Source organism: Pseudomonas sp. 1176_21 (genome assembly GCF_052850635.1).
Genome location: NZ_VXCV01000004.1, coordinates 420,007 through 445,446 on the forward strand (window position 1 = coordinate 420,007; position 25,440 = coordinate 445,446).

Sequence of the window (25,440 nt, forward strand, 5' to 3'; positions counted from 1 at the left end):
GGCCAACCATGAGTCATGTTCTCAACAGCATCGTCAGCGCCCTGGGGCTAGCCCAGGATGCGCTTGAGCACCTGCACCTGCACACTGCAGGAGCCCTGCCATCGACCTTCGAAGTCACCGAACTGGCCAGTGCCAGCATTGCCGCCACGGGCCTGGCCATTGCCGACCTGCTCGCCGGCCAGACCGGCACGCGCCCCGGGGTGCAGGTGGACCGACGTCTGAGCTCCCTGTGGTTCGCCACCAGCATTCGCCCCCAGGGCTGGAGCCTGCCGCCGCTGTGGGACGCCGTGGCAGGCGATTACCCGACCCGCGATGGCTGGATCCGCCTGCACACCAATGCCGCGCATCACCGCGCCGCTGCCGAACGGGTGCTGGGAGCGGTACACGACCGCGATCAGATGGCCCGGCGGGTTGTCGAGTGGGAGGCAGAGGCGCTGGAAACTGCCGTGGTGGCTGCGGGCGGATGTGCCGCGCAGATGCGCAGCTGGCAGCAATGGTCGGCGCACCCGCAGGGCATGGCGGTCAATGCCGAGCCGCTGATCGATCGCAAGGCTGGGCCGGCTGGCGAACTCAAGGGCTGGACCGGCACCGCGGCGCAGCCGCTCAAGGGGGTACGCGTGCTGGACCTGACGCGCATTCTTGCCGGGCCCGTTGCCAGCCGCCTGCTGGCGGGGTTCGGTGCCGACGTGTTGCGCATCGATCCGCCGGGCTGGGAGGAGCCCTCGGTGGTGGCCGAGGTGACCTTGGGCAAGCGCTGCGCGCGCCTGGACCTGCATGCTGCAGAGGACCGCGCCGTGTTCGAAGGCCTGCTGGCAGGTGCCGATATCCTCCTGCACGGCTACCGCGCCGACGCGCTGGAGCGCCTCGGCTATGGCGCCGAACAACGGCGCAGGCTCAACCCCGGGCTGATCGATGTCAGCCTCAATGCCTATGGCTGGAGCGGCCCGTGGCAGCATCGTCGCGGCTTCGACAGCCTGGTGCAGATGAGCAGCGGGATCGCTCGCGAGGGCATGCGCTGGCGTCAGGGCGAGCGGCCGGTGCCGTTGCCGGTGCAGGCCCTGGACCATGCCACCGGCTACCTGATGGCGGCTGCCGCGATCCGTGCACTGGATGAGCGGCTGCGCAGCGGCTGTGGCGGCTCGGCGCGTCTGTCGCTGGCGCGCACGGCCAAGCTGCTGGTGGACCAGGGCACGGTGATCGAGGACTTGCCGTTGGCCGGCGAAACCGAGGCAGACCTGGCCCCGGCCGTGGAGCAGACGCCGTGGGGGCCGGCCAGGCGCCTGCAGGCGCCGTTGCAGGTGCAAGGCGCGCCGCTGGTATGGGCGCGGGGGGCTTGCGAGCTGGGGTCGGCCGAGCCTCGCTGGTGACCGCCAGAGGCTCTTCGCCGGCAAGGCCGGCTCCTACAGAAGGTCGCACCAACCTGTAGGAGCCGGCCTTGCCGGCGAACACCTCGACACCGCTCTAAAGCGTCAACCACCCCGCATACAACGCATACGCCGCCACCCCCGCCCCCACCAGCACCGCCGCGAAAATCAGCTTCTCCCACCCGGTGAACAGCGGCTGCCCCTGCTCGTGCTTGGCGCGGTAGAACAGGATCACCCCCGGCGCGTACAGCAGCGCCGACAGCAGCAGGTACTTCAGCCCCCCGGCGTAAAGCAGCCAGATCGCATACACCAGCGCCACCCCGGCCACCAGCAGGTCCTTGCGCCGCGCCCCGGGGTGGCGCTCATAGGTTTCCCCGCGCAGTGCCAGCAGAAACGCATAGGCCGCCGACCACAGGTACGGCACCAGGATCATCGATGACGCCAGGTAGATCAGGCTGGTGTAGGTGCCCGCAGAGAACAGCGTGATCAGCAGGAACAGCTGGATCATGCAGTTGGTCATCCACAGCGCATTGACCGGCACATGGTTGGCATTCTCGCGGGTCAGAAACCGCGGCATGGTCTTGTCGCGGGCGGTGGCGAACAGGATCTCGGCACACAGCAACGCCCACGACAGCAGCGCCCCCAGCAGCGACACCGCCAGCCCCAGGCTGATCAGCAGCCCGCCCCAGGGCCCGACGATATGCTCCATCACCGAGGCCAGTGACGGGTTCTGCAAGCCGGCAAGCTCCGGCTGGGTCATCACCCCCAGCGACAGCACGTTGACCAGCACCAGCAGCGCCAGCACCCCGAGAAAGCCGATCACCGTGGCCTTGCCCACGTCCGAACGCCTTTCGGCACGGGCCGAATACACGCTGGCGCCCTCGATGCCGATGAACACGAACACGGTCACCAGCATCATGTTGCGCACCTGGTCCAGCACCCCGCCGAACTTGGGGTTGCTCAGTCCCCAGATGTCGCGGGTGAAGATATCGGCGCGAAACGCCACCGCCGCGATCACGATGAACATCACCAGCGGCACCACCTTGGCCACGGTGGTCACCAGGTTGATGAACGCCGCCTCCTTGATGCCGCGCAGTACCAGAAAGTGCACCGCCCACAGCAATAGCGAAGCGCAGGCGATGGCGATCGGCGTGTTGCCCTCCCCGAACACCGGAAAGTAGAAGCCCAGGGTGCTGAACAGCAGCACGAAGTAGCCCACGTTGCCCAGCCAGGCGCTGATCCAGTAACCCCAGGCCGACGAAAAGCCCATGTACTCGCCAAACCCGGCCTTGGCATAGGCATATACACCCGAATCGAGCTCGGGCTTGCGGTTGGCCAGGGTCTGGAACACGAACGCCAGCGCCAGCATGCCCACGGCGGTGATGCTCCAGCCGATCAGCACGGCGCCGACGTCGGCCCGCGCGGCCATGTTCTGCGGCAGCGAGAAGATACCGCCACCGATCATCGAGCCCACCACCAGCGCGACGAGCGCACCCAAGCGCAGTTTCTGTCCTGGTTCGGACATGCAGTTCCCCTTTTCGTCCCGCGTTGTCATGGTGCTGTTACACACTAGGCCTAAATATAAGCACAGCCCTGACGTTTATAGTGGATTGTCTTCAAAACTATAACCTTCATAACTAGTACGTCTATGCCGAGGCGAACTAAACAGTGAGTTTTGCGTACCCCATCTACTTCATCAAGCAAACAAGATCTTTTCTCGTCAAAAATTTGCTAAACCCGTAAAAGCGACTAGCTTCAAATCTCGCAGCCATTCAGAGCGAATGCTCTAGAAAAAGGCTGGAGGTGCCATTGCACAAGGCTTGCGGGGTGTCGGCGAGGCGCCGGCTGCAGCGCTTCAAGTCCTTCAACAACAATGGAATGTATCAATGAACTGACCTGAATCAGCTCTCGTCACGCTTGCTGGATTTATTCTGGCATCTCTCTTCTCCTGGAATGGAGTTATCCAATGTCAGACACTCCCGGAAAACTACGACTGGGTGCGTTAGTCGCACTTGTAGTGGGTTCCATGATCGGCGGCGGCATCTTCTCGCTGCCGCAGAACATGGCCGCCAGCGCCGATGTCGGCGCCGTGCTGATCGGCTGGGGCATCACCGCCATCGGCATGCTGACCCTGGCCTTCGTGTTCCAGACCCTGGCCAATCGCAAACCTGACCTGGACGGTGGCGTATACGCCTACGCCAAGGCCGGTTTTGGCGACTACATGGGCTTTTCGTCCGCCTGGGGCTACTGGATCAGTGCCTGGCTGGGCAACGTGGGCTACTTCGTACTGCTGTTCAGCACCCTGGGCTACTTCTTCCCGATCTTCGGCGAAGGCAACACCCCGGCGGCGATCATCGGTGCCTCGATCCTGCTGTGGGCAGTGCACTTTCTGGTGCTGCGCGGCATCAAGGAAGCAGCGTTCATCAACCTGGTCACCACCGTGGCCAAGGTCGTGCCACTGGCGCTGTTCATCCTGATTGCCCTGTTCGCGTTCAAGCTGGACATCTTCACCGCCGACATCTGGGGCACGATGAACCCGGATCTGGGCAGCGTGATGAACCAGGTGCGCAACATGATGCTGGTCACCGTGTGGGTGTTCATCGGCATCGAGGGCGCCAGCATCTTCTCGGCCCGCGCCGAAAAACGCTCCGACGTGGGCAAGGCCACCGTGATCGGCTTCATCACCGTGCTGCTGTTCCTGGTACTGGTGAACGTGCTGTCGCTGGGCATCATGACCCAACCGGAACTGGCCAAGCTGCAGAACCCGTCGATGGCCGCAGTGCTGGAGCACGTGGTCGGTCACTGGGGCGCGGTGCTGATCAGCGTCGGCCTGATCGTCTCGCTGCTGGGGGCCCTGCTGTCGTGGGTACTGCTGTGCGCCGAGATCATGTTCGCCGCAGCCAAGGACCACACCATGCCGGAGTTCCTGCGCCGCGAGAACGCCAACCACGTGCCGGCCAACGCCCTGTGGCTGACCAACGCCATGGTGCAGATCTTCCTGGTCATCACGCTGTTCTCGGCCAGTACCTACCTGTCGCTGATCTACCTCGCCACCTCGATGATCCTGGTGCCCTACCTGTGGTCGGCGGCCTATGCGTTCCTGCTGGCACTGCGCAGCGAAACCTATGAACAGGCCCTGGCCGAACGCAAGAAAGACCTGATCATCGGCGGTATCGCACTGCTCTATGCCATCTGGCTGCTGTACGCCGGTGGCGTCAAGTACCTGCTGCTCTCGGCCCTGCTGTATGCCCCTGGCGTGGTGCTGTTCGCCAAGGCCAAGCGCGAGGTGGGCCAACCGATCTTTACCAACGTGGAGAAGCTGATCTTCGCCGCCGTAGTCATTGGCGCCCTGGTGGCGGCCTATGGCCTGTACGACGGCTTCCTGACTCTGTAACCCCCCGTATTCGCAACTTGGAGGAAATGAACCATGTCCACGGAAAAAGCTAAGTACGGCGTACATTCCGAAGCCGGCAAACTGCGCAAAGTGATGGTTTGCTCCCCAGGCCTGGCTCACCAGCGCCTGACCCCGAACAACTGCGACGAACTGCTGTTCGACGACGTACTCTGGGTCGCCCAGGCCAAGCGCGACCACTTCGACTTCGTGACCAAGATGCGCGAGCGCGGCATCGAAGTGCTGGAAATGCACAACCTGCTGACCGACATCGTCGCCATGCCCGAAGCACTGGACTGGATTCTGGAGCGCAAGGTCACCGCCGACTCGGTGGGCCTGGGCCTGATCAACGAAGTGAAATCCTGGCTGCGCAGCCTGGAGCCGCGACACATCGCCGAGTACCTGATTGGCGGCGTCTCGGCCGATGACCTGCCCGACAGCTTCGGTGGCAAGACCATCCAGATGTTCCGCGACTTCCTGGGCCACTCCAGCTTCATCCTGCCGCCGCTGCCCAACACCCAGTTCACCCGCGACACCACCTGCTGGATCTACGGCGGCGTGACGCTGAACCCGATGTACTGGCCGGCGCGTCGCCAGGAGACCCTGCTGACCACCGCCATCTACAAGTTCCACCCGCAGTTCACCAACGCCGATTTCGAGATCTGGTACGGCGACCCGGACAAGGACCACGGCAACTCCACCCTCGAAGGCGGCGACGTGATGCCTATCGGCAACGGCGTGGTACTGATCGGCATGGGCGAACGCACGTCGCGTCAGGCCATCGGCCAACTGGCGCTGAACCTGTTCAAGAACAAGGCCGTGGAACGCGTGATCGTGGCCGGGCTGCCGAAGTCCCGCGCTGCGATGCACCTGGACACCGTGTTCAGCTTCTGCGACCGCGACCTGGTCACGATCTTCCCCGAAGTGGTGAACCAGATCGTCGCCTTCACCCTGCAACCCGACGAAGGCAAGCAGGGCGGCATCGACATCCGCCGCGAAGAAGCCAGCTTCCTCGATGTGGTGGCCAAGGCCCTCAAGCTGCCCAAGCTGCGCGTGGTTGAAACCGGTGGCAACAGCTTCGCCGCCGAACGCGAGCAGTGGGACGACGGCAACAACGTGGTGGCCGTGGAGCCGGGCGTGGTCATCGGCTACGACCGCAACACCTACACCAACACCCTGCTGCGCAAGGCCGGTGTCGAGGTCATCACCATCAGTGCCGGCGAACTGGGCCGCGGACGTGGGGGCGGCCACTGCATGACCTGCCCGATCGTGCGCGACCCAATCGACTACTAAAACGACCATCGTCCGGCCGCGCCCACAAGGCGCCGGCCGGGCCGATCAGCCCTTTGCGTTCTAAAAGAACAGGAGCAACATCATGGCGTTCAACATCCACAACCGCAGCCTGCTGAGCCTGGAACACCACACCCCGCGCGAGCTGCGCTACCTGCTGGACCTGTCCCGTGACCTCAAGCGTGCCAAGTACACCGGCACCGAGCAGCAGCACCTCAAGGGCAACAACATTGCGCTGATTTTCGAGAAGACCTCGACCCGCACCCGTTGCGCCTTCGAAGTGGCCGCCTATGACCAGGGCGCCAACGTCACCTATATCGACCCCAACTCCTCGCAGATCGGCCACAAGGAGAGCATGAAGGACACCGCCCGCGTGCTCGGGCGCATGTACGATGCCATCGAGTACCGTGGCTTCAAGCAGGAAGTGGTCGAGGAACTGGCCAAGTTCGCCGGCGTACCGGTGTTCAACGGCCTCACCGACGAATACCACCCCACCCAGATGATCGCCGACGTGCTGACCATGCGCGAGCATGCCGACAAGCCGATCCACGACATCAGCTACGCCTACCTGGGCGATGCGCGCAACAACATGGGCAACTCGCTGCTGCTGGTCGGCTCCAAGCTGGGCATGGACGTGCGTATCTGTGCGCCCAAGGCCCTGTGGCCGCATGACGACCTGGTGGCACGCTGCAAACAGTACGCAGGGGAAAGCGGTGCCCGCATCACCCTCACCGAAGACCCGAAAGCTGCGGTCAAGGGCGTGGACTTCATCCACACCGACGTGTGGGTATCGATGGGCGAGCCGGTCGAAGCCTGGGGCGAACGCATCAAGCAACTGCTGCCATACCAGGTCAACGCCGAGCTGATGAAGGCCACCGGCAACCCACGCACCAAGTTCATGCACTGCCTGCCGGCGTTCCACAACTCCGACACCAAGGTCGGCAAGCAGATCGCCGAGCAGTACCCGCACCTGGCCAACGGCATCGAAGTGACCGATGACGTGTTCGAGTCGCCGGCCTGCATCGCCTTCGAGCAGGCGGAAAACCGCATGCACACGATCAAGGCGATCCTGGTGTCGACCCTGGCCGACCTGTAACCCCGCCGGGAGCCGGCGCTGCCGGCTCCTGCACCCTAGAAAGGACATCATCATGCGTATCGTTGTTGCATTGGGCGGCAACGCCCTGCTGCGCCGCGGCGAGCCCCTTACCGCCGACAATCAGCGCGCCAACATCCGTATCGCCGCCGAACAGATCGCCAAGATCCACCCCGGCAACGAACTGGTCATCGCCCACGGCAACGGCCCGCAGGTCGGCCTGCTGTCACTGCAGGCGCAATCCTACAAACCCGACGAAGCCTACCCGCTGGACGTGCTCGGTGCCGAAACCGAAGGCATGATCGGCTACATCATCGAACAGGAGCTGGGCAACCTGCTGGATTTCGAGGTGCCCTTCGCCACCCTGCTGACCCAGGTGGAAGTGGACGCCAACGACCCTGCCTTCAAGGACCCGACCAAGTTCATCGGCCCGGTCTACGGCAAGGAAGAAGCCGAGCGCCTGGCCAAGGAAAAAGGCTGGGTGGTCAAGGCCGACGGCGACAAGTTCCGCCGCGTGGTGGCCAGCCCCAAACCCAAGCGCATCTTCGAGATCCGCCCGATCAAGTGGCTGCTGGAAAAGAGCAGTATCGTGATCTGTGCCGGGGGTGGCGGCATCCCCACCATGTATGGTGAGAACGGCAAGCTGCAGGGCATCGAGGCGGTGATCGACAAGGACCTGTGCTCGTCGCTGCTGGCCGAACAGCTGGACGCCGACCTGCTGGTGATTGCCACGGACGTGAACGCGGCGTATGTCGACTTCAACAAGCCGACCCAGAAAGCCATCGCCCAGGCCCACCCGGACGAACTGGAGCGCCTGGGCTTTGCCGCAGGCTCCATGGGGCCGAAGGTACAGGCCGCTTGCGACTTTGCCCGGCACACCGGCAAAGTAGCGGTTATCGGCTCGCTGGCCGATATCGAAGACATCGTCAAGGGCACTGCCGGCACTCGGGTGAGTACGTCCAAGCCGGGTATCGACTACCGTTGATGCAGTTGGGCGGATCTGCAGGTCCGCCCGTTTCAACCTTCCAGAGGAGCCGCCATGGCCATATTCGAACCCGGTCATCTGCACATCGAGCGCCATGCGCTGAACAAGGCCGATTACAGCTACAACCTGTGCATCGACTACAAGGTTGAGCAGGATCCCAAGGAAGGCAAAGGCATGAGTTTTCGCATGCATGGCACCATCGAGGACAAGCCGATGGACGAAACCTTCTTCATGCCCAAGGACCAGGCCTTCGACTTCGCGCGGCAGGCCTCGATCATCGCGCAGAAGTACGGCATGCCCAAAACCGCCAGCATCAGCTCGCTGCACAAGATCTACGACATGATGTTCGAGGATGTGCGCGCACAGCTCGATGTGAAATCGGGCGACCCGGTCAAGCCCGAGCACCTGGGCTAGCTCACCACGACCTCATCGCGGGTCAAGCCCGCTCCCACAAAAATCACCTGCGTCTGTGGGAGCGGGCTTGACCCGCGATTCGACCGCGCAGCGGTCGCAGGGCATACTTGCCATCCCGGCAAGCCAGAACATCCCCCATGCGTATCCACGTCAGCTTCATCGACCGCGTCGGCATCACCCAGGAAGTGCTGGCCCTGCTCGGTGCCCGCCACCTCAACCTGGACGCCGTGGAGATGGTGCCGCCCAACGTCTACATCGACGCCCCGACCCTGAGCCCCGACGTGCTCGAAGAGCTGCATGACGCGCTGTTCAACGTGCACGGCGTGCAAAGCGTGAAAGTGGTCGACATCCTCCCCGGACAGCGCCGCCACCTGCAACTCGATGCCCTGCTCGCCGCCATGAGCGACCCGGTCCTGGCCCTGGACAGCGCCGGCCATGTGCTGCTGGCCAACCCCGCATTGATTGCCCTGTGCGGCCAGGACCCGGAGGGCCGCTCGGTGGGTGAGCTGTTCGGCGACCCGCAACTGCTCGATGCGCTGATCGAACAGGGTTTCCACCTGCCCCTGCGCGAAGTCACCCTCAACGGCCAGACCCTGCTGCTCGACGCCACCCCGATCACCAACGCCGGCGCCCTGCTGACGCTGTACCAGGCCAACCGCATCGGCGAACGCCTGTCGGCCCTGCACCACGACCATGCCGAAGGCTTCGACGCGCTGCTCGGCGACTCGCCGCCCATCCGTACCCTCAAGGCCCGCGCCCTGCGTGTGGCGGCGCTGGATGCGCCGCTGCTGATCCACGGCGAGACCGGCACCGGCAAGGAACTTGTAGCCCGTGCCTGCCACGCCATCAGCAGCCGCCACAACGCACCCTTCCTGGCACTGAACTGTGCGGCGCTGCCGGAGAACCTGGCCGAGAGCGAGCTGTTCGGCTACGCCCCCGGTGCCTTCACCGGCGCGCAACGCGGCGGCAAGCCGGGGCTGATGGAGCTGGCCAACCAGGGCACGGTGTTTCTCGATGAAATCGGCGAGATGTCGCCTTACCTTCAGGCCAAGCTGCTGCGGTTTCTGAGCGATGGCAGCTTTCGCCGCGTGGGCGGTGATCGCGAGGTCAAGGTCAACGTGCGCATCCTCAGCGCCACCCACCGCGACCTGGAAAAGATGGTTGCCGAAGGCAGTTTTCGCGAAGACCTGTTCTACCGCCTGAACGTGCTCAACCTGGAAGTGCCGCCGCTGCGCGAGCGTGGCCAGGACATCCTGATGCTGGCGCGTGCCTTCATGCGCCAGGCCTGCACGCAGATCCAGCGTCCACTGTGCCGGCTGGCGCCGGGCACCTACCCGGCGTTGCTGGGCAACCGCTGGCCGGGCAACGTGCGCCAGTTGCAGAACGTGATCTTTCGCGCTGCGGCCATCTGCGAGAGCAGCCTGGTGGATATTGGTGACCTGGACATTGCCGGCACCTCGGTGGCGCGCCAAAGCGATGGTGAAGTGGCCAGCCTGGAGCAGGCCGTGGAGAACTTCGAGCGTGGCCTGCTGGAAAAGCTCTACGTCACCTACCCCTCCACCCGCCAGTTGGCCAGTCGCTTGCAGACTTCGCACACAGCTATTGCGCATCGGCTGCGCAAGTATGGCATTCCCGGAAAGGAAACCCTTCCGTAGCGAATTCGATACACCGTATCGAATTCGCTACATCGCCCGTTTGCCACTGTAATGCAAGGTTTTGATCCCTCTGCGCTTTTTCAATACTCGACAGGTGTAGCGATTTCGCTACGACCTGCATAACGAGCAGCGCCGACAAATACATAACTAATTGATTTGTAATCATTTTTTATAAATGGCCACGAACTTGCTAAGGAGATGTCAGTTCCGGGCTGGCCTGATGGTGAGCCCTACCGCACCCCTGAGGAGTTCCCATGAGCGAGTTGCGTTTTACCGAAGATCACGAATGGCTGCGCGCCGAAGCCGACGGCAGCGTCACGGTCGGGATCACCGCCTTTGCCCAGAACGCACTGGGTGACGTGGTCTATGTGCAACTGCCGGAACTGCAAACCTACGAAGCCGGGGCCGAAGCCTCCACCGTCGAATCGGTCAAAGCCGCCAGCGGCGTGTACATGCCGCTGACCGGTGAAGTGGTGGCAGTCAACGAACAGCTGCAGGACAGCCCCGAGCTGGTCAACGAAGACCCGCTGGGCGAAGGCTGGTTCTTCCGCTTCATCCCGGCCGATGCCGGCGCCGTCGCGCAACTGCTCGACCAGGACGCCTACGACCGTCTGATCAAAGCCAACGCCGACGCCTGAGGAAATCACCATGACCATCAACCTCGGCACCGCCAATCAGTTCATCGCCCGTCATATCGGCCCGCGCGACACCGACGAGCAGGCCATGCTCGCCACCCTGGGCTTCGACTCGCTGGAGGCCATGAGCGCCGCCGTGATCCCCGACAGCATCAAGGGCACCAGCGTGCTCGAGCTCGGTGACGGGCAGAGCGAAGCCGATGCCCTGGCTTCGCTCAAGGCCATCGCCGGCAAGAACCAGCTGTTCAAAAGCTTCATCGGCCAGGGCTACTACAACACCCACACCCCGGCACCGATCCTGCGCAACCTGCTGGAAAACCCGGCCTGGTACACCGCCTACACCCCCTATCAGCCCGAGATTTCCCAGGGCCGCCTGGAAGCGCTGCTGAACTTCCAGACCCTGATCAGCGACCTCACCGGCTTGCCGATCGCCAACGCCTCCCTGCTCGACGAAGCCACGGCCGCCGCCGAAGCCATGACCTTCTGCAAGCGCCTGAGCAAGAACAAGGGCAGCCACGCCTTCTTCGCCTCGGTGCATTGCCACCCGCAGACCCTCGACGTGCTGCGTACCCGTGCCGAGCCGCTGGGCATCGAGGTGGTGGTGGGCGACGAGCGCGAGCTGGGCGACGTGAGCGCCTTCTTCGGCGCCCTGCTGCAGTACCCGGCCAGCAACGGCGAGGTGTTCGACTACCGCGAACTGGTGGAGCGCCTGCACGCCGCCAACGCGCTGGTGGCGGTAGCCGCCGACCTGCTGGCGCTGACCCTGCTGACCCCGCCGGGTGAGTTCGGCGCCGACGTGGCCATCGGCAGCGCCCAGCGCTTCGGCGTGCCGCTGGGCTTCGGCGGCCCGCATGCGGCGTACTTCTCCACCCGCGATGCGTTCAAGCGCGACATGCCAGGGCGCCTGGTCGGCGTGTCCATCGACCGCTTCGGCAAGACCGCCCTGCGCCTGGCCATGCAGACCCGCGAGCAGCACATCCGCCGCGAGAAGGCCACCAGCAACATCTGCACCGCCCAGGTACTGCTGGCCAACATCGCCAGCATGTACGCCGTGTACCACGGCCCGCAGGGCCTCAAGCAGATCGCCCAGCGCACCCACCAGCTGACCGCGATCCTGGCCTGCGGCCTCAAGGCACTGGGCGTGAACGTGCAGAACGCCGCGTTCTTCGACACCCTGACCCTGGCCACCGGCGGCGCGACTGCCGCGCTGCATGAACAGGCGCGCGCCCGCCAGCTCAACCTGCGCCAGATCGATGCCGACCACCTGGGCCTGTCGCTGGATGAAACCAGCACCCAGGCCGATGTCGAGGCCCTGTGGCAGCTGTTCGCCAATGGCCAGGCCGTACCGGACTTCGCCGCGCTGGCCGCTGCCACGCCAGCACGACTGCCGGCCGCCCTGCTGCGCCAGTCGGCCATCCTCGAACACCCGGTGTTCAACCGCTACCACAGCGAAACCGAACTGATGCGCTACCTGCGCAAGCTGGCCGACAAGGACCTGGCGCTGGACCGCACCATGATCCCGCTGGGCTCGTGCACCATGAAGCTCAATGCCGCCAGCGAAATGATCCCGGTGACCTGGGCCGAGTTCGGCAACCTGCACCCCTTTGCCCCCGCCGAGCAGAGCCAGGGCTACCAGCAGCTGACCGACGAGCTGGAGGCCATGCTGTGCGCCGCCACTGGCTATGACGCCGTGTCGCTGCAGCCCAACGCCGGTTCGCAGGGCGAGTACGCCGGCCTGCTGGCGATCCGCGCCTACCACCAGAGCCGGGGCGATGCCCGCCGCGATATCTGCCTGATTCCCTCATCGGCCCACGGCACCAACCCGGCCACCGCACACATGGCCGGCATGCGCGTGGTGGTCACTGCGTGCGATGCCCGTGGCAATGTCGACATCGACGACCTGCGCGCCAAGGCCATCGAGCACCGCGACCAGTTGGCTGCGCTGATGATCACCTACCCGTCCACCCACGGTGTGTTCGAGGAGGCCATCGGCGAGATCTGCGCGATCATCCACGACAACGGCGGCCAGGTGTACATCGACGGCGCCAACATGAACGCGATGGTCGGCCTGTGCGCCCCGGGCAAGTTCGGCGGCGACGTGTCCCACCTGAACCTGCACAAGACCTTCTGCATCCCCCACGGCGGTGGCGGCCCGGGCGTCGGCCCGATCGGCGTCAAGGCGCACCTGGCGCCGTTCCTGCCGGGCCATGCGCACCTGCACAACCCCCAGGGCGCGGTATGCGCAGCGCCGTTCGGCAGTGCCAGCATCCTGCCGATCACCTGGATGTACATCCGCATGATGGGCGGCGCCGGGCTCAAGCGTGCGTCGCAGATGGCGATCCTGAATGCCAACTACATCGCCCGCCGCCTGGAAGAGCACTATCCTGTGTTGTACACCGGCGGCAATGGCCTGGTGGCGCACGAGTGCATCCTGGACCTGCGCCCGCTCAAGGACAGCAGCGGCATCAGCGTCGACGACGTGGCCAAGCGCCTGATCGACTTCGGCTTCCATGCCCCGACCATGTCGTTCCCGGTGGCCGGCACGTTGATGATCGAGCCGACCGAGAGCGAGGCCAAGGAGGAACTGGACCGCTTCTGCAACGCCATGATCTGTATTCGCGAAGAGATTCGCGCAGTGGAGAACGGCAGCCTGGACAAGGACGACAACCCGCTGAAGAACGCCCCGCATACCGCGGCCGAACTGGCCGGCGAATGGCCCCACGGCTATAGCCGCCAGCAGGCGGTGTACCCGCTGCCATCGCTGGTGGAGGCCAAGTACTGGCCACCCGTGGGGCGTGTCGACAACGTGTTCGGCGACCGCAACCTGATCTGCGCCTGCCCGTCGATCGAAAGCTATCAGGACGCCTGAGGGCCTCTTCGCCGGCAAGGCCGGCTCCTGCAGAGCCCGCGCGCATCTGTAGGGGCCGGCCTTGCCGGCGAAGCTTTTCAACCTGCACGAGGGTACGACCATGTCACTCAGCGTCTTCGACCTGTTCAAGATCGGCATCGGCCCCTCCAGCTCCCATACCGTCGGGCCGATGCGCGCAGCCGCGCGTTTTGCCGAGGGCCTGCGCCGCGACGACCTGCTGGCCAGTACCGCCAGCGTCAAGGTCGAGCTGTACGGCTCGCTCGGCGCCACCGGCAAGGGCCACGGCAGCGACAAGGCGGTGCTGCTGGGGCTTGAGGGCGAACACCCCGACAGCGTCGACACCGACACCATCGCAGCGCGCCTGCAGGCGATCCGCAGCAGCGGGCAGCTCTACCTGCTGGGCGAGCACGCCATCGAGTTCAACGAAAAACAGCACCTGGCGATGATCCGCAAGCCGCTGGCCTTTCACCCCAACGGCATGATCTTTCGTGCCTTCGACGCCGCCGGCCTGCAGGTACGCAGCCGCGAGTACTACTCGGTGGGCGGCGGTTTCGTGGTCGACGAAGGCGCCGCCGGGGCCGACCGTATCGTCGAGGACAGCACCACACTGCCCTACCCGTTCAAGACGGCCCGGGAACTGCTTGGCCACTGCACCACGCATCACCTGAGCATCAGCCAGGTGATGCTGGCCAACGAATCGGCCTGGCGCCCCGAGGCCGAGACTCGCAGCGGCCTGCTGCACATCTGGCAAGTGATGCAGGACTGCGTGGCTGCCGGCTGTCGCAACGAGGGCATTCTGCCCGGCGGGCTCAAGGTCAAGCGCCGCGCTGCGGCCCTGCACCGCCAGCTGTGCGCCAACCCCGAGGCGAGCCTGCGCGATGCGCTGTCGGTACTCGACTGGGTCAACCTCTATGCCCTGGCGGTCAACGAAGAGAATGCCTCCGGCGGTCGAGTGGTCACCGCACCCACCAATGGCGCTGCCGGCATCGTGCCGGCGGTGCTGCACTACTACATGCGCTTCATCGGGGGGGCCAGCGAAGACGGCGTGGTGCGCTTTCTGCTCACCGCCGCTGCCATCGGCATCCTGTACAAGGAAAACGCCTCGATCTCGGGGGCCGAGGTGGGCTGCCAGGGTGAGGTCGGGGTGGCCTGTTCGATGGCAGCCGGGGCCCTGTGCGAGGTGCTGGGCGGCAGCGTGCAACAGGTCGAGAACGCCGCCGAAATCGGCATGGAACACAACCTGGGCCTGACCTGCGACCCGATTGGCGGGCTGGTCCAGGTGCCCTGCATCGAACGCAATGCCATGGGCTCGGTCAAGGCGATCAACGCGGTGCGCATGGCCTTGCGCGGCGACGGGCAGCACTTCGTCTCGCTCGACAAGGTGATCCGCACCATGCGCCAGACCGGCGCCGACATGAAAAGCAAATACAAGGAGACCGCCCGCGGCGGTCTGGCCGTCAACATCATCGAGTGCTGACAACCTCAAGCCTCTAGAAGGAGTCATCAATGTCCACCGACACACTGCTGCAAACACCGCTTCATGCCCTGCATCTGGAACTGGGCGCGCGCATGGTGCCGTTCGCCGGCTACGACATGCCCGTGCAGTACCCGCTGGGAGTGCTCAAGGAGCACCTGCACACCCGCGAACAGGCCGGCCTGTTCGACGTGTCGCACATGGGCCAGATCCGCCTGGTGGGCGCCGATGCCGCCAAGGCCCTGGAAGCCCTGGTGCCGGTCGACATCATCGATTTGCCGGTGGGCATGCAGCGTTACGCGATGTTCACCAACGAACAGGGCGGCATCCTCGACGACCTGATGGTGGCCAACCTGGGCAACGACGAACTGTTCCTGGTGGTCAACGCCGCCTGCAAGGACCAGGACCTGGCCCACCTGCGCCAGCACATCGGCACGCTGTGCCAGGTGCAGCCGCTGTTCGAAGAGCGCGCCCTGCTGGCCCTGCAGGGCCCGGCGGCGGTCAAGGTGCTGCAGCGCCTGGCCCCCGAGGTGGCGGACATGACCTTCATGCAGTTCAAGCCCGTGGTGTTGCTGGGCGTGGACTGCTACGTGAGCCGTTCGGGCTACACCGGCGAAGACGGCTTCGAGATCAGTGTGCCCAGCGCCAGCGCCGAGGCCCTGGCCCGTCACCTGCTGGCCGAGCCGGAAGTGGCCGCCATCGGCCTGGGCGCGCGCGACTCGCTGCGCCTGGAAGCCGGCCTGTGCCTGTACGGGCATGACATGAATGCTGACACCACGCCGATCGAGGCGAGCCTGCTGTGGGCCATCTCCAAGGTACGCCGCGCCGATGGCTCGCGGGCGGGAGGCTTCCCCGGCGCTGCTGCGATCTTCGCCCAGCAGCACAGCGGCGTGGCGCGCAAGCGCGTCGGCCTGCTGCCGCAGGAGCGTACCCCGGTGCGCGAAGGGGCCGAGATCGTGGATGAGGCCGGCACGGTGGTCGGCAGCATCTGCAGCGGAGGCTTCGGGCCCACGCTGGGCGCGCCAGTGGCGATGGGATATGTGGACCAGGCCCATGCAGCGCTCGATACACCGCTGTGGGCCATCGTGCGCGGCAAACGGGTGGCGATGAAAGTCAGCAAGATGCCGTTCGTTGCCCAGCGCTACTATCGCGGCTGATACAGCGCAATTGAAACAAGGTGTCATGGCGCGTTCGGGATATTCGTTTTCGAACGCGTTTTACAACTTTCGAACACGCCCGACAGCGGCCCGCAAACAGCCCCGGAAATTTCCCGCCAGGCCCCGTGGTGCGGCGCTCTGCGGGACTTGTTTTTGCAATCGAAATGAGTGTAGATTCACTGCACTGTGTTTGCATGGGTCGCTATGGTTCGTGACCTGGGCAGTAGCGCCGAGTTTTGCTACAACCCGTTCGACGTCTCTTACTTTCCTGCAACCCAGCCCAGTACTCTTTCAATGAAAGAAACTGTTACTAATTCTAAGTTTCAAAGGAAATAAGACAATGTCCCAACGTCAGAGCGGTACCGTCAAGTGGTTTAACGACGAGAAAGGTTTTGGTTTCATCACTCCAGAAAGCGGTCCGGATCTGTTCGTACACTTCCGCGCTATTCAGGGCAACGGCTTCAAGAGCCTGAAAGAAGGCCAGAAAGTGACCTTCGTTGCTGTGCAGGGCCAAAAAGGCATGCAAGCCGACGAAGTTCAAGCCGAAGCCTGATCTTCATCAACGAAAGAGCCCCTGCTGGCAACAGCAGGGGCTTTTTTGTGCGCGCAATTCCGTAGAATGGGCGCTTTGTCACCCGGAGCCTGAGCGCATGCCCAAGCAACTTCTTCAACCACAGGGCGAGTTCCCCGTGGTCGGCCTGGGCCGTCGCCTGGCCGCGATGTTCTATGACTTCCTGTTGTGCACCGCCCTGCTGATGGTGACCACGCTGGTGTACAAGATGGTGCAGATGGCGATCATCGGCGAGACGCGCATGCGCGCCCTGACCGAGGCGGGGGCGCTGGATGGCGATCCATTGCTGTCGACCGTTCTGCTGTTCATGCTGTTCGGCTTCTTCGCCAAGTTCTGGACCCACGGCGGCCAGACCCTTGGCATGCAGGTATGGGGCATCCGCGTGCAGAATGCCGACGGCAGTGCCATCAGCCTGTGGCAGGCACTGCTGCGCTTTGTGGTGTCGATTGCGTCGTGGCTGTGCCTGGGCCTGGGGTTTCTGTGGTCGCTGGTGGACAAGAAAAAACGCGCCTGGCATGACATGTACTCGGAAACCCAGCTGGTGCGGATTCCCAAGCGCAAGAAGTAGAACCGCAGCGCCCCGTTCGCCGGCACAGGCAACCAATGAAAAAGCCGACCCTGAGGTCGGCTTTTTGTTGGCCAGGGTAATCGCTACCCCGCCCTGCGTAGCAACCACACCCCCGCCAGCGCACAGATTGCCGCCGGGATCACCACCGCCAGCAGCGGCGGGAAGCCGAACACCTGGCTCGAAGGGCCCAGCAGGTCCTGGGCGATGCGGAACACGAAGCCCACCAGCACCCCGGTGAACACCCGCTGGCCCAGCGTCACCGAACGCAGCGGGCCGAAGATGAACGACACCGCCATGAGTACCAGCGCCGCCGTGACCACCGGTTGCAGCACCTTGGTCCAGAACGCCAGCCAGTAGCGCGCGTTGTTCAGGCCCTGGTCGGAGAGGTAATGAATGTAGTCCCACAGCCCGCTGATCGACAGCGACTCGGGCGCCAGTACCACGGTGCTGAGCAGCTCGGGGGTCAGCGCGACGTCCCAGCGCTCCTCGGCATTGTGGATGACTTCGGTGTGGTCCCCACGGAAGTGCGTGGTGGTCACGTCGGTCAGTTCCCAGTGGCCCTGGGTGTATTGCGCCCTGCGCGCAAAGCTGGAGGTCTGCATGTGACGCTCGTTGTCGAAGCGATAACGCGTCACGCCCAGCAACAGCCCATTGGGCTGCACGGTGTTGATGTGCACGAACTCTTCGCCCTGGCGGTGCCACAGGCCGCGCTTGGAGCTTTGCGCCTCACCGCCACCCTGCGCCAGCGAACGGTCGGCCTGGGCCTTGTTCTCGGTCACGGGTGCCAGGTACTCGCCCATCAGCACGCCGATCAGCATCAGTACCAGCATCGGCTTCATGACCGCCCACACGATGCGCCCGATGGACACGCCGGCAGCGCGCATGATGGTCAGTTCGCTGCTGCTGGCCAGGCTGCCCAGGCCGATCAGGCAGCCGATCAGCGCGGCCATCGGCAGCATGTCGTACAGGCGCCGTGGCGCGGTCAGCAGCACGTAGTTGCCCGCGTCCCACAAGGTGTAGGTATCGCTGATGTCGCCCATCTCGTCGATGAAGGCGAACAGCGACGCCAGGCCGAGGATGATCCCCAGCACGGCGATGATGGCCATGAACACGCTCTGGCCGATATAGCGATCGAGTTTAGCCACGGGCCACCTCCGCACGACGGCTGGCACGCTTGAGGCGCAGCGGTTCCCAGAACATCAGGCCCAGGCCGATCAGCAGGAACAGCCCATGCACCGGCCACAGGCCCAGGCCGATCGGCAACTTGCCTTTCTCCAGGGCGCCGCGGGCGGCAATCAGAATCGTCAGGTAAGCCATATACAGAAGGATCGCCGGCAGCAGCTTGAGGAAACGGCCCTGGCGCGGGTTGACCCGCGACAGCGGCACCGCCATCAGGGTCACGATGAACACCAGCAGCGGCAGCGAAAGGCGCCACTGCAGTTCGGCACGCTCGCGCAGCCCGGTACTGCCGATCAGTTCGGACGTCGGGATGGCCTCGCGCTCGGTGACTTCCTGGCTGACCTCCGGCTTGGGCAGCAGCACACCGTAGGTGTCGTACTTGATGGCGCGGTAATCGGCCTGGCCCGGGTTGCCGTCGTAGCGGTAGCCGTTTTCAAGGATCAGGTAGCGGTTGCCGTCGGCCTGCACTTCCTGACGGCCCTTTTCGGCCACCAGCACGGAGATGCCACGGTCCTTGCTCTTGTCCTGGGACAGGCGCTTCTCGGAAATGAACACGCCGGCCAGCTTTGAACGGTCATCCGACAGCTGCTCGGTGTAGGTGACCCGCGAACCGTCGCGCAGGTTCTGGAAGCGGCCCGGCACCAGGGTGTCGAACTCGGTCAGCGCATCCTGCTGGTTGATGATCTGCGATACCTGGGTCACGCCCTGGGGCGCCAGGCTCAGGCTCAGCCAGGCCACCAGCACCGCGATCAGTGCAGCCGGCATCAGGGTCATGCCCAGCAGGCGCTGCTGGCTCATGCCGGTTGCCGAGAGCACGGTCATCTCGCTTTCCAGATACAGCCGGCCGTAGGCCAGCAGGATGCCCAGAAACAGGCCCAGCGGCAGGATCAGTTGCAGAAAGCCCGGCAGGCGGTAGCCCATGATCAGGAACAGTACGCCCGGATCGAGCATGCCCTGGGCCGCCTGGGCCAGGTATTTGATGAAGCGCCCGCTCATGATGATGACCAGCAGCACAGCGCTGACGGCACTCAAGGTCACCAGGACCTCGCGGGACAGATAACGGAAGACGATCAAACCAGACACTCCTGGGTTGTCAGGCTCGGACAGCCGAACAAGGGAAAACGTTGCAACCAAGATAGTCGCCCGCCCGCCAAAGGCGAACCCGGACAAAAGTGCGCGCATTATCCTGTGAATGGCCGTGCCTGTCACTTGGCGCCGTGCAAAGCTTCATCTCGGGGTTGTCAGCGCGCCCGCCGCAGGCTCAAACTGGGCGCTTTCTGACTGGCCCGCCACGGCGCGCCAGGCCGCTTCGAGCGCCTGCACCGCCAGCGCGCACTGACAGTTCATTCGGGGACCCTGACATGGAATTGGTTGTAAAAAGCGTAGCCGCAGCATCCTTGAAAACCGCCACCCTGGTACTGAGCGTGGGTGAAGGCCGCACACTGGGCGCTACCGCCAAGGCCGTGGACGACGCCAGCAACGGCGCCCTGAGCGCAGTGCTCAAGCGCGGCGACCTGGCCGGCAAGGTCGGGCAGACCCTGCTGCTGCAAGGCCTGGCCGGGGTCAAGGCCGAGCGCGTATTGCTGGTGGGGACCGGCAAGGACGCCCTTGCCGACCGCGCCTGGCGCAAGCTGGCGGGCAGCGTGCTCAACGTGCTCAAGGGCCTGGCTGGCAGCGATGCGGTGCTGGCACTGGACGACGTTGCCGTGACCGGCCGCGATGCCAACTACGGCAAGGTACGCCTGCTGGCCGAGAGCCTGCTCGATGGTCAATATGTATTCGATCATTACAAGAGCAAGAAGGCCGAGCCGATCGCCCTGAAGAAGATCACCCTGCTCAGCGACAAGGCCGGCCTGGCCGAGGTGGAGCGCGCCGTCAAGCACGCCACCGCGATCGCCAACGGCATGGGCTTCACCCGCGACCTGGGCAACCTGCCGCCGAACATCTGCCACCCAAGCTACCTGGCCGAACAGGCCAAGGCGCTGGGCAAGGAGTTCAAGGGCCTCAAGGTCGAGGTGCTGGACGAGAAGAAGATCAAGGACCTGGGCATGGGCGCGTTCTACGCCGTGGGCCAGGGCAGCGATCAGCCGCCACGCCTGATCGTGCTCAGCTACCAGGGCGCCGCCAAGAAGAGCGAGAAGCCTTACGTACTGGTGGGCAAGGGCATCACCTTCGACACCGGCGGCATCAGCCTCAAGCCCGGTGCCGGCATGGATGAAATGAAGTACGACATGGGCGGTGCAGCCAGCGTGTTCGGCACCCTGCGTGCCGTGCTCGAACTCAAGCTGCCGATCAACCTGGTGTGTGTACTGGCCTGTGCCGAGAACATGCCCAGCGGTGGCGCCAGCCGTCCGGGCGACATCGTCACCACCATGAGCGGGCAGACCGTCGAAATCCTCAACACCGACGCCGAAGGCCGCCTGGTGCTGTGCGACGCACTGACCTACGTGGAGCGCTTCAAGCCGCAGGCAGTGATCGACATCGCCACCCTGACCGGCGCCTGCATCGTCGCCCTGGGCAGCCATACCTCGGGCCTGATGGGCAACGACGACGAACTGATCGGCCAACTGCTGGACGCCGGCAAGCGTGCCGACGACCGCGCCTGGCAACTGCCGCTGTTCGACGAATACCAGGAGCAGCTCGACAGCCCGTTCGCCGACATCGCCAACATCGGCGGCCCGAAGGCGGGCAGCATTACCGCCGGCTGCTTCCTGTCGCGCTTTGCCAAGGCCTACCACTGGGCCCACCTGGACATCGCCGGCACGGCCTGGACCAGCGGCGGCAAGGACAAGGGCGCCACTGGCCGCCCGGTACCGCTGCTGACCCAATACCTGCTCGACCGCGCCAACGCCTGAGGCGCCGTCCACCGGCCGCGCTGCAAGGCGTAGCCGGTGGGCCACCCCACCATGAGCAAAGTCGACTTCTATATCCTGCCCAGCCCCGCGCCTGCCGCGCGGCTGGATTTCGCCTGCAAGCTGTGCGAAAAGGCCTGGCGCCTTGGGCACCGCGTGTACCTCAACTGCAGCGATGCGGCCCAGCGCGACGAGCTGGATGCGCGGCTGTGGGCGTTCAAGGGCGAGGCCTTCGTGCCCCACAGCGCGCTCGAGGACGACCCGCACGGCGCGGTGGCGCTGGGGGTCGGTGACGACCCGGGCGATCATCAGGACCTGCTGGTCAATCTCGACCTGAAGGTACCCGGTTTTGCCGCACGCTTTGCCCGCATTGCCGAGATCGTGGTGGAGGAGCCGGCCATTCGTGCGGCGGCGCGGGAGAGTTTCCGTTTCTACCGTGAACAGGGCTATGCTCTGCAAGACCACCGTTTACAGCGACTCTGATGATGGACAAACCTGCCCCCATGCCAAAACCTGCGCATTTGCTGGACGATCTGGAGTCGATTCGCCAGTTGCTGGGTGACGATGCCCTGGAACCGCCACTGCTGACCGAGACCGTCGAGGAGCAGATACCGTTGCTGCTCGAGCCGGCCGAACCGGCAGCGCGGGCCCCGGTGGCTGCCGAGCCGGCTGCCGAGCCCGACCCGCAGGCGCGCCGCCAGGACACCCTGCTGCACCTGGACAGCGAACTGCGCGCGGCGGCGCAGTTGATCATGCAGGATGTGATCAAGGACTTTACCCCGCATATCGAGAACGAGATCAAGCGACGCCTGGATGCCCGCCTGGAGCGGTTGTTGAACTCACGCTCGTAATCAAAAACGGGGGGCGAGCCTTTGGCTCGCTTCGCCGGCAAGGCCGGCTCCTACGCGAAGAATTCCCCACAGTTTTTTGCCCCACTCCCGCACCTCACGCTACGCCCCGGCCCTTATCCCCGCTATACTTCTCGGCTTTCCTGAATAAATGCCATAGGGTCCCGCCGCGCATGGATAAGACCTACCAGCCGCACGCCATTGAAACTTCCTGGTACAACACCTGGGAGTCAGAGAATTATTTCGCCCCGCAAGGCGCGGGCGATTCGTACACCATCATGATCCCGCCGCCGAACGTGACCGGCAGCCTGCACATGGGTCACGGCTTCAACAACGCGATCATGGACGCCCTGATCCGTTTTCGCCGCATGCAGGGTCGCAACACCCTGTGGCAACCAGGCACCGACCACGCCGGCATCGCCACGCAGATGCTGGTGGAGCGTCAACTGGAGGCCAAGGGCCAGAACCGTCACGACCTGGGCCGCGACAAATTCCTCGAGAAAGTCTGGGAATGGAAGGATCAGTCCGGTGGCAACATCAGCCGCCAGATCCGCCGCCTGGGCTCGTCGGTAGACTGGAGCCGCGAGCGCTTCACCATGGACGACGGCCTGTCCGAAGCGGTCAAGGAAGCCTTCGTGCGCCTGCATGAAGATGGCCTGATCTACCGCGGCAAGCGCCTGGTCAACTGGGACACCAAGCTGCACACGGCGATCTCCGACCTCGAAGTGGAAAGCCACGACGAGAAAGGCCATCTGTGGAACCTGCGCTACCCGCTGGCCGACGGTGCCACCACGGCCGACGGCAAGGACCACCTGGTGGTCGCCACCACCCGCCCGGAAACCCTGCTCGGCGACGCCGCCGTGGCCGTCAACCCGAACGACGAGCGCTACCAGGCGCTGATCGGCAAGTTCGTCAAGCTGCCGCTGGTCGGTCGCCTGATCCCGATCATCGCCGATGACTACTGCGACCCCGAATTCGGCACCGGCTGCGTGAAGATCACCCCGGCCCACGACTTCAACGACTACGAAGTCGGCAAGCGCCACAACCTGCCGCTGCTCAACATCTTCGACAAGAACGCCGCGGTGCTGCCGGCAGCCCAGGTGTTCAACCTCGACGGCAGCCTGAACGAAAGCCTGGACGCCAGCCTGCCTGCCGCCTACGCCGGCCTCGACCGCTTCGTGGCGCGCAAGCAGATCGTTGCCGACCTGGATGCCGCAGGCCTGCTGGTCAGCGTCGACGACCACGCCTTGAAAGTGCCCAAGGGCGACCGCTCCGGCACCATCATCGAGCCATGGCTGACCGACCAGTGGTACGTGTCGACCAAGCCGCTGGCCGAGCCTGCGATCGCCGCTGTCGAAGACGGCCGCATCCAGTTCGTGCCCAAGCAGTACGAGAACATGTATTTCTCCTGGATGCGCGACATCCAGGACTGGTGCATCAGCCGCCAGCTGTGGTGGGGCCACCGCATTCCGGCCTGGTACGACGTGTCGGGCAAGGTCTATGTGGGGCGCAGCGAAGAAGAAGTGCGCGCCAAGCACCAGCTGGGCGACGACGTGGTCCTGAACCAGGACAACGACGTGCTCGACACCTGGTTCAGCTCGGGCCTGTGGACCTTCTCCACCCTGGGCTGGCCGCAGCAGACCGAATTCCTCAAGACCTTCCACTCCACCGACGTGCTGGTGACCGGTTTCGACATCATCTTCTTCTGGGTTGCCCGGATGATCATGTTGACCATGCACCTGGTGAAGAACGAGGACGGTACCCCGCAAGTGCCGTTCAAGACCGTGTACGTGCATGGTCTGGTTCGTGATGGCCAGGGCCAGAAGATGTCCAAGTCCAAGGGCAACGTGCTCGACCCGCTGGACATCGTCGACGGCATCACCCTGGACGCGCTGCTGGAGAAACGCACCAGCGGCCTGATGCAACCCAAGCTGGCCGACAAGATCGCCAAGCAGACCAAGGCCGAGTTCCCCGAAGGCATCGCCAGCTACGGCACCGATGCCCTGCGCTTCACCTTCTGCTCGCTGGCGTCCACCGGTCGCGACATCAAGTTCGACATGGGCCGCGTCGAAGGCTATCGCAACTTCTGCAACAAGATCTGGAACGCCGCGCGCTACGTGCTGGACAAGGGCGAGGACTGCGGCCAGAACGGCGAGGCCTACGAGCTGTCGCTGGCCGACCGCTGGATCATCTCGCAGCTGCAGCGCACCGAAGCCGAAGTGACCCGCCAGCTGGACCAGTTCCGCTTCGACCTGGCCGCCCAGGCGCTGTACGAGTTCATCTGGAACCAGTACTGCGACTGGTACCTGGAGCTGTCCAAGCCGGTACTGTGGGACGAGAACGCACCGGTCGAACGCCAGCGCGGCACCCGCCGCACCCTGGTCCGCGTGCTGGAAGTGGCGCTGCGCCTGGCGCACCCGTTCATGCCGTTCATCACCGAGGAAATCTGGCAGCGCCTGGCGCCACTGGCCGGTATCGAAGGCAAGACCATCATGCTGCAGCCGTGGCCGGTGGCCAACGAAAGCCGCATCGATGAAGCGGCCGAAGGCGATATCGAGTGGCTCAAGGAACTGATGCTGGGCGTGCGCAACATCCGTGGCGAAATGAACATCGGCCCGGGCAAGCCATTGCAGCTGTTCCTCAAGAACGCCAGTGCCGAAGACGTGCGTCGCCTGCAGGAAAACGAAGCACTGCTCAAGAAGCTGGCCAAGATCGAATCCTTCACCGTGCTGGGCGAGCAGGACGAGGCGCCGCTGAGCGCCACCGCCCTGGTCGGTGACCTGCAGGTGCTGGTGCCGATGGCCGGGCTGATTGACAAGGATGCCGAGCTGGCGCGTCTGAACAAGGAAATCCAGCGCCTGCAAGGCGAAGTGCAGCGGGTGGGCGGCAAGCTGTCCAACCCGGCGTTCGTCGACAAGGCGCCGCCTGCGGTGATCGACAAGGAGCGCGCCAAGCTGGCCGAGGCCGAACAGGCCCTGGCCAACTTCACCGAGCAGCATGCGCGGATTGCCGCCTTGTAATAGCGCTGATCACAGCGACGCCATCGCGGGTCAAGCCCGCTCCCACCAGGAACTGTGCATGCAGCCCTGTGGGAG

General features: G+C 64.5%; 20 protein-coding genes. 17 read left to right on the forward strand and 3 right to left on the reverse strand.

Going from position 1 to position 25,440, the window contains the following annotated elements:
* Nucleotides 1–8 precede the first annotated feature (8 nt).
* A complete protein-coding gene (locus FW760_RS12770; protein ID WP_043860377.1) occupies nt 9–1,367 on the forward strand; it encodes a CoA transferase in 1,359 nt (452 codons plus the stop codon).
* A gap of 94 nt (nt 1,368–1,461) precedes the next feature.
* Here FW760_RS12770 and arcD (FW760_RS12775) read toward each other — a convergent pair whose 3' ends face one another.
* Nucleotides 1,462–2,889: an arginine-ornithine antiporter gene (gene arcD / locus FW760_RS12775; protein ID WP_116052966.1), complete on the reverse strand. Its 1,428-nt coding sequence runs from the start codon at nt 2,887–2,889 to the stop codon at nt 1,462–1,464.
* A gap of 441 nt (nt 2,890–3,330) precedes the next feature.
* On the opposite strand from arcD (FW760_RS12775), the gene arcD (FW760_RS12780) reads away from it, so the two are divergent.
* From arcD (FW760_RS12780) to FW760_RS12835, 12 genes are all read left to right on the forward strand, one after another.
* The gene (gene arcD / locus FW760_RS12780) at nt 3,331–4,758 is read left to right on the forward strand and encodes an arginine-ornithine antiporter (protein WP_054915088.1); all 1,428 of its coding nucleotides are present in this window, start codon (nt 3,331–3,333) and stop codon (nt 4,756–4,758) included.
* Between the two features lie 33 nt (nt 4,759–4,791).
* The gene (arcA, locus tag FW760_RS12785; protein WP_116052963.1) at nt 4,792–6,048 is read left to right on the forward strand and encodes an arginine deiminase; all 1,257 of its coding nucleotides are present in this window, start codon (nt 4,792–4,794) and stop codon (nt 6,046–6,048) included.
* Between the two features lie 82 nt (nt 6,049–6,130).
* Nucleotides 6,131–7,141: an ornithine carbamoyltransferase gene (locus FW760_RS12790; RefSeq protein ID WP_116052961.1), complete on the forward strand. Its 1,011-nt coding sequence runs from the start codon at nt 6,131–6,133 to the stop codon at nt 7,139–7,141.
* A 52-nt stretch (nt 7,142–7,193) separates the two neighbouring features.
* Nucleotides 7,194–8,123: a carbamate kinase gene (gene arcC, locus FW760_RS12795; RefSeq protein ID WP_043862425.1), complete on the forward strand. Its 930-nt coding sequence runs from the start codon at nt 7,194–7,196 to the stop codon at nt 8,121–8,123.
* A gap of 54 nt (nt 8,124–8,177) precedes the next feature.
* The gene (locus FW760_RS12800; protein ID WP_043862426.1) at nt 8,178–8,537 is read left to right on the forward strand and encodes a DUF5064 family protein; all 360 of its coding nucleotides are present in this window, start codon (nt 8,178–8,180) and stop codon (nt 8,535–8,537) included.
* Nucleotides 8,538–8,674: 137 nt separating this feature from the next.
* Nucleotides 8,675–10,192, forward strand: coding sequence for a sigma-54-dependent transcriptional regulator (locus FW760_RS12805; RefSeq protein ID WP_100633036.1), 1,518 nt, complete (start codon nt 8,675–8,677; stop codon nt 10,190–10,192).
* A gap of 254 nt (nt 10,193–10,446) precedes the next feature.
* Nucleotides 10,447–10,830, forward strand: a complete 384-nt coding sequence (gcvH, locus tag FW760_RS12810) for a glycine cleavage system protein GcvH (protein WP_043862428.1) — start codon at nt 10,447–10,449, stop codon at nt 10,828–10,830.
* 10 nt (nt 10,831–10,840) lie between these two features.
* On the forward strand, nt 10,841–13,696 hold the full coding sequence (gene gcvP / locus FW760_RS12815) for an aminomethyl-transferring glycine dehydrogenase (RefSeq protein ID WP_116052958.1): 2,856 nt from the start codon (nt 10,841–10,843) through the stop codon (nt 13,694–13,696).
* Between the two features lie 100 nt (nt 13,697–13,796).
* Nucleotides 13,797–15,173, forward strand: coding sequence for an L-serine ammonia-lyase (locus FW760_RS12820; RefSeq protein ID WP_078479978.1), 1,377 nt, complete (start codon nt 13,797–13,799; stop codon nt 15,171–15,173).
* Between the two features lie 29 nt (nt 15,174–15,202).
* Nucleotides 15,203–16,327 (forward strand): glycine cleavage system aminomethyltransferase GcvT, encoded by a 1,125-nt coding sequence (gene gcvT, locus FW760_RS12825; protein WP_116052955.1) that lies wholly within the window; start codon nt 15,203–15,205, stop codon nt 16,325–16,327.
* Between the two features lie 340 nt (nt 16,328–16,667).
* Entirely contained in the window at nt 16,668–16,880 is a 213-nt protein-coding gene (locus FW760_RS12830) for a cold-shock protein (RefSeq protein WP_003175786.1), read from the forward strand.
* Nucleotides 16,881–16,977: 97 nt separating this feature from the next.
* Nucleotides 16,978–17,466, forward strand: a complete 489-nt coding sequence (locus FW760_RS12835; RefSeq protein ID WP_043862432.1) for an RDD family protein — start codon at nt 16,978–16,980, stop codon at nt 17,464–17,466.
* A gap of 83 nt (nt 17,467–17,549) precedes the next feature.
* Here the strand turns inward: FW760_RS12835 and lptG are convergent, their stop codons facing one another.
* Together lptG and lptF are read right to left on the reverse strand one after the other, a co-directional pair.
* Complete coding sequence (lptG, locus tag FW760_RS12840; RefSeq protein WP_054916376.1) at nt 17,550–18,611, reverse strand: LPS export ABC transporter permease LptG; 1,062 nt, start codon at nt 18,609–18,611, stop codon at nt 17,550–17,552.
* Nucleotides 18,604–19,719: an LPS export ABC transporter permease LptF gene (gene lptF / locus FW760_RS12845; RefSeq protein ID WP_043862434.1), complete on the reverse strand. Its 1,116-nt coding sequence runs from the start codon at nt 19,717–19,719 to the stop codon at nt 18,604–18,606. The genes lptG and lptF overlap by 8 nt, the downstream gene beginning before the upstream one ends.
* A 287-nt stretch (nt 19,720–20,006) precedes the next feature.
* Between lptF and FW760_RS12850 the strand changes: the two genes are divergently transcribed.
* The 4 genes from FW760_RS12850 (at nt 20,007) to FW760_RS12865 (ending at nt 25,365) form a co-directional block, all read left to right on the forward strand.
* The gene (locus tag FW760_RS12850; RefSeq protein ID WP_054916377.1) at nt 20,007–21,500 is read left to right on the forward strand and encodes a leucyl aminopeptidase; all 1,494 of its coding nucleotides are present in this window, start codon (nt 20,007–20,009) and stop codon (nt 21,498–21,500) included.
* Between the two features lie 51 nt (nt 21,501–21,551).
* Complete coding sequence (locus FW760_RS12855; protein ID WP_043862523.1) at nt 21,552–21,980, forward strand: DNA polymerase III subunit chi; 429 nt, start codon at nt 21,552–21,554, stop codon at nt 21,978–21,980.
* A gap of 2 nt (nt 21,981–21,982) precedes the next feature.
* Entirely contained in the window at nt 21,983–22,348 is a 366-nt protein-coding gene (locus FW760_RS12860; protein WP_043862436.1) for a hypothetical protein, read from the forward strand.
* A 170-nt stretch (nt 22,349–22,518) separates the two neighbouring features.
* Complete coding sequence (locus tag FW760_RS12865) at nt 22,519–25,365, forward strand: valine--tRNA ligase (protein ID WP_043862437.1); 2,847 nt, start codon at nt 22,519–22,521, stop codon at nt 25,363–25,365.
* Nucleotides 25,366–25,440: the final 75 nt, after the last annotated feature.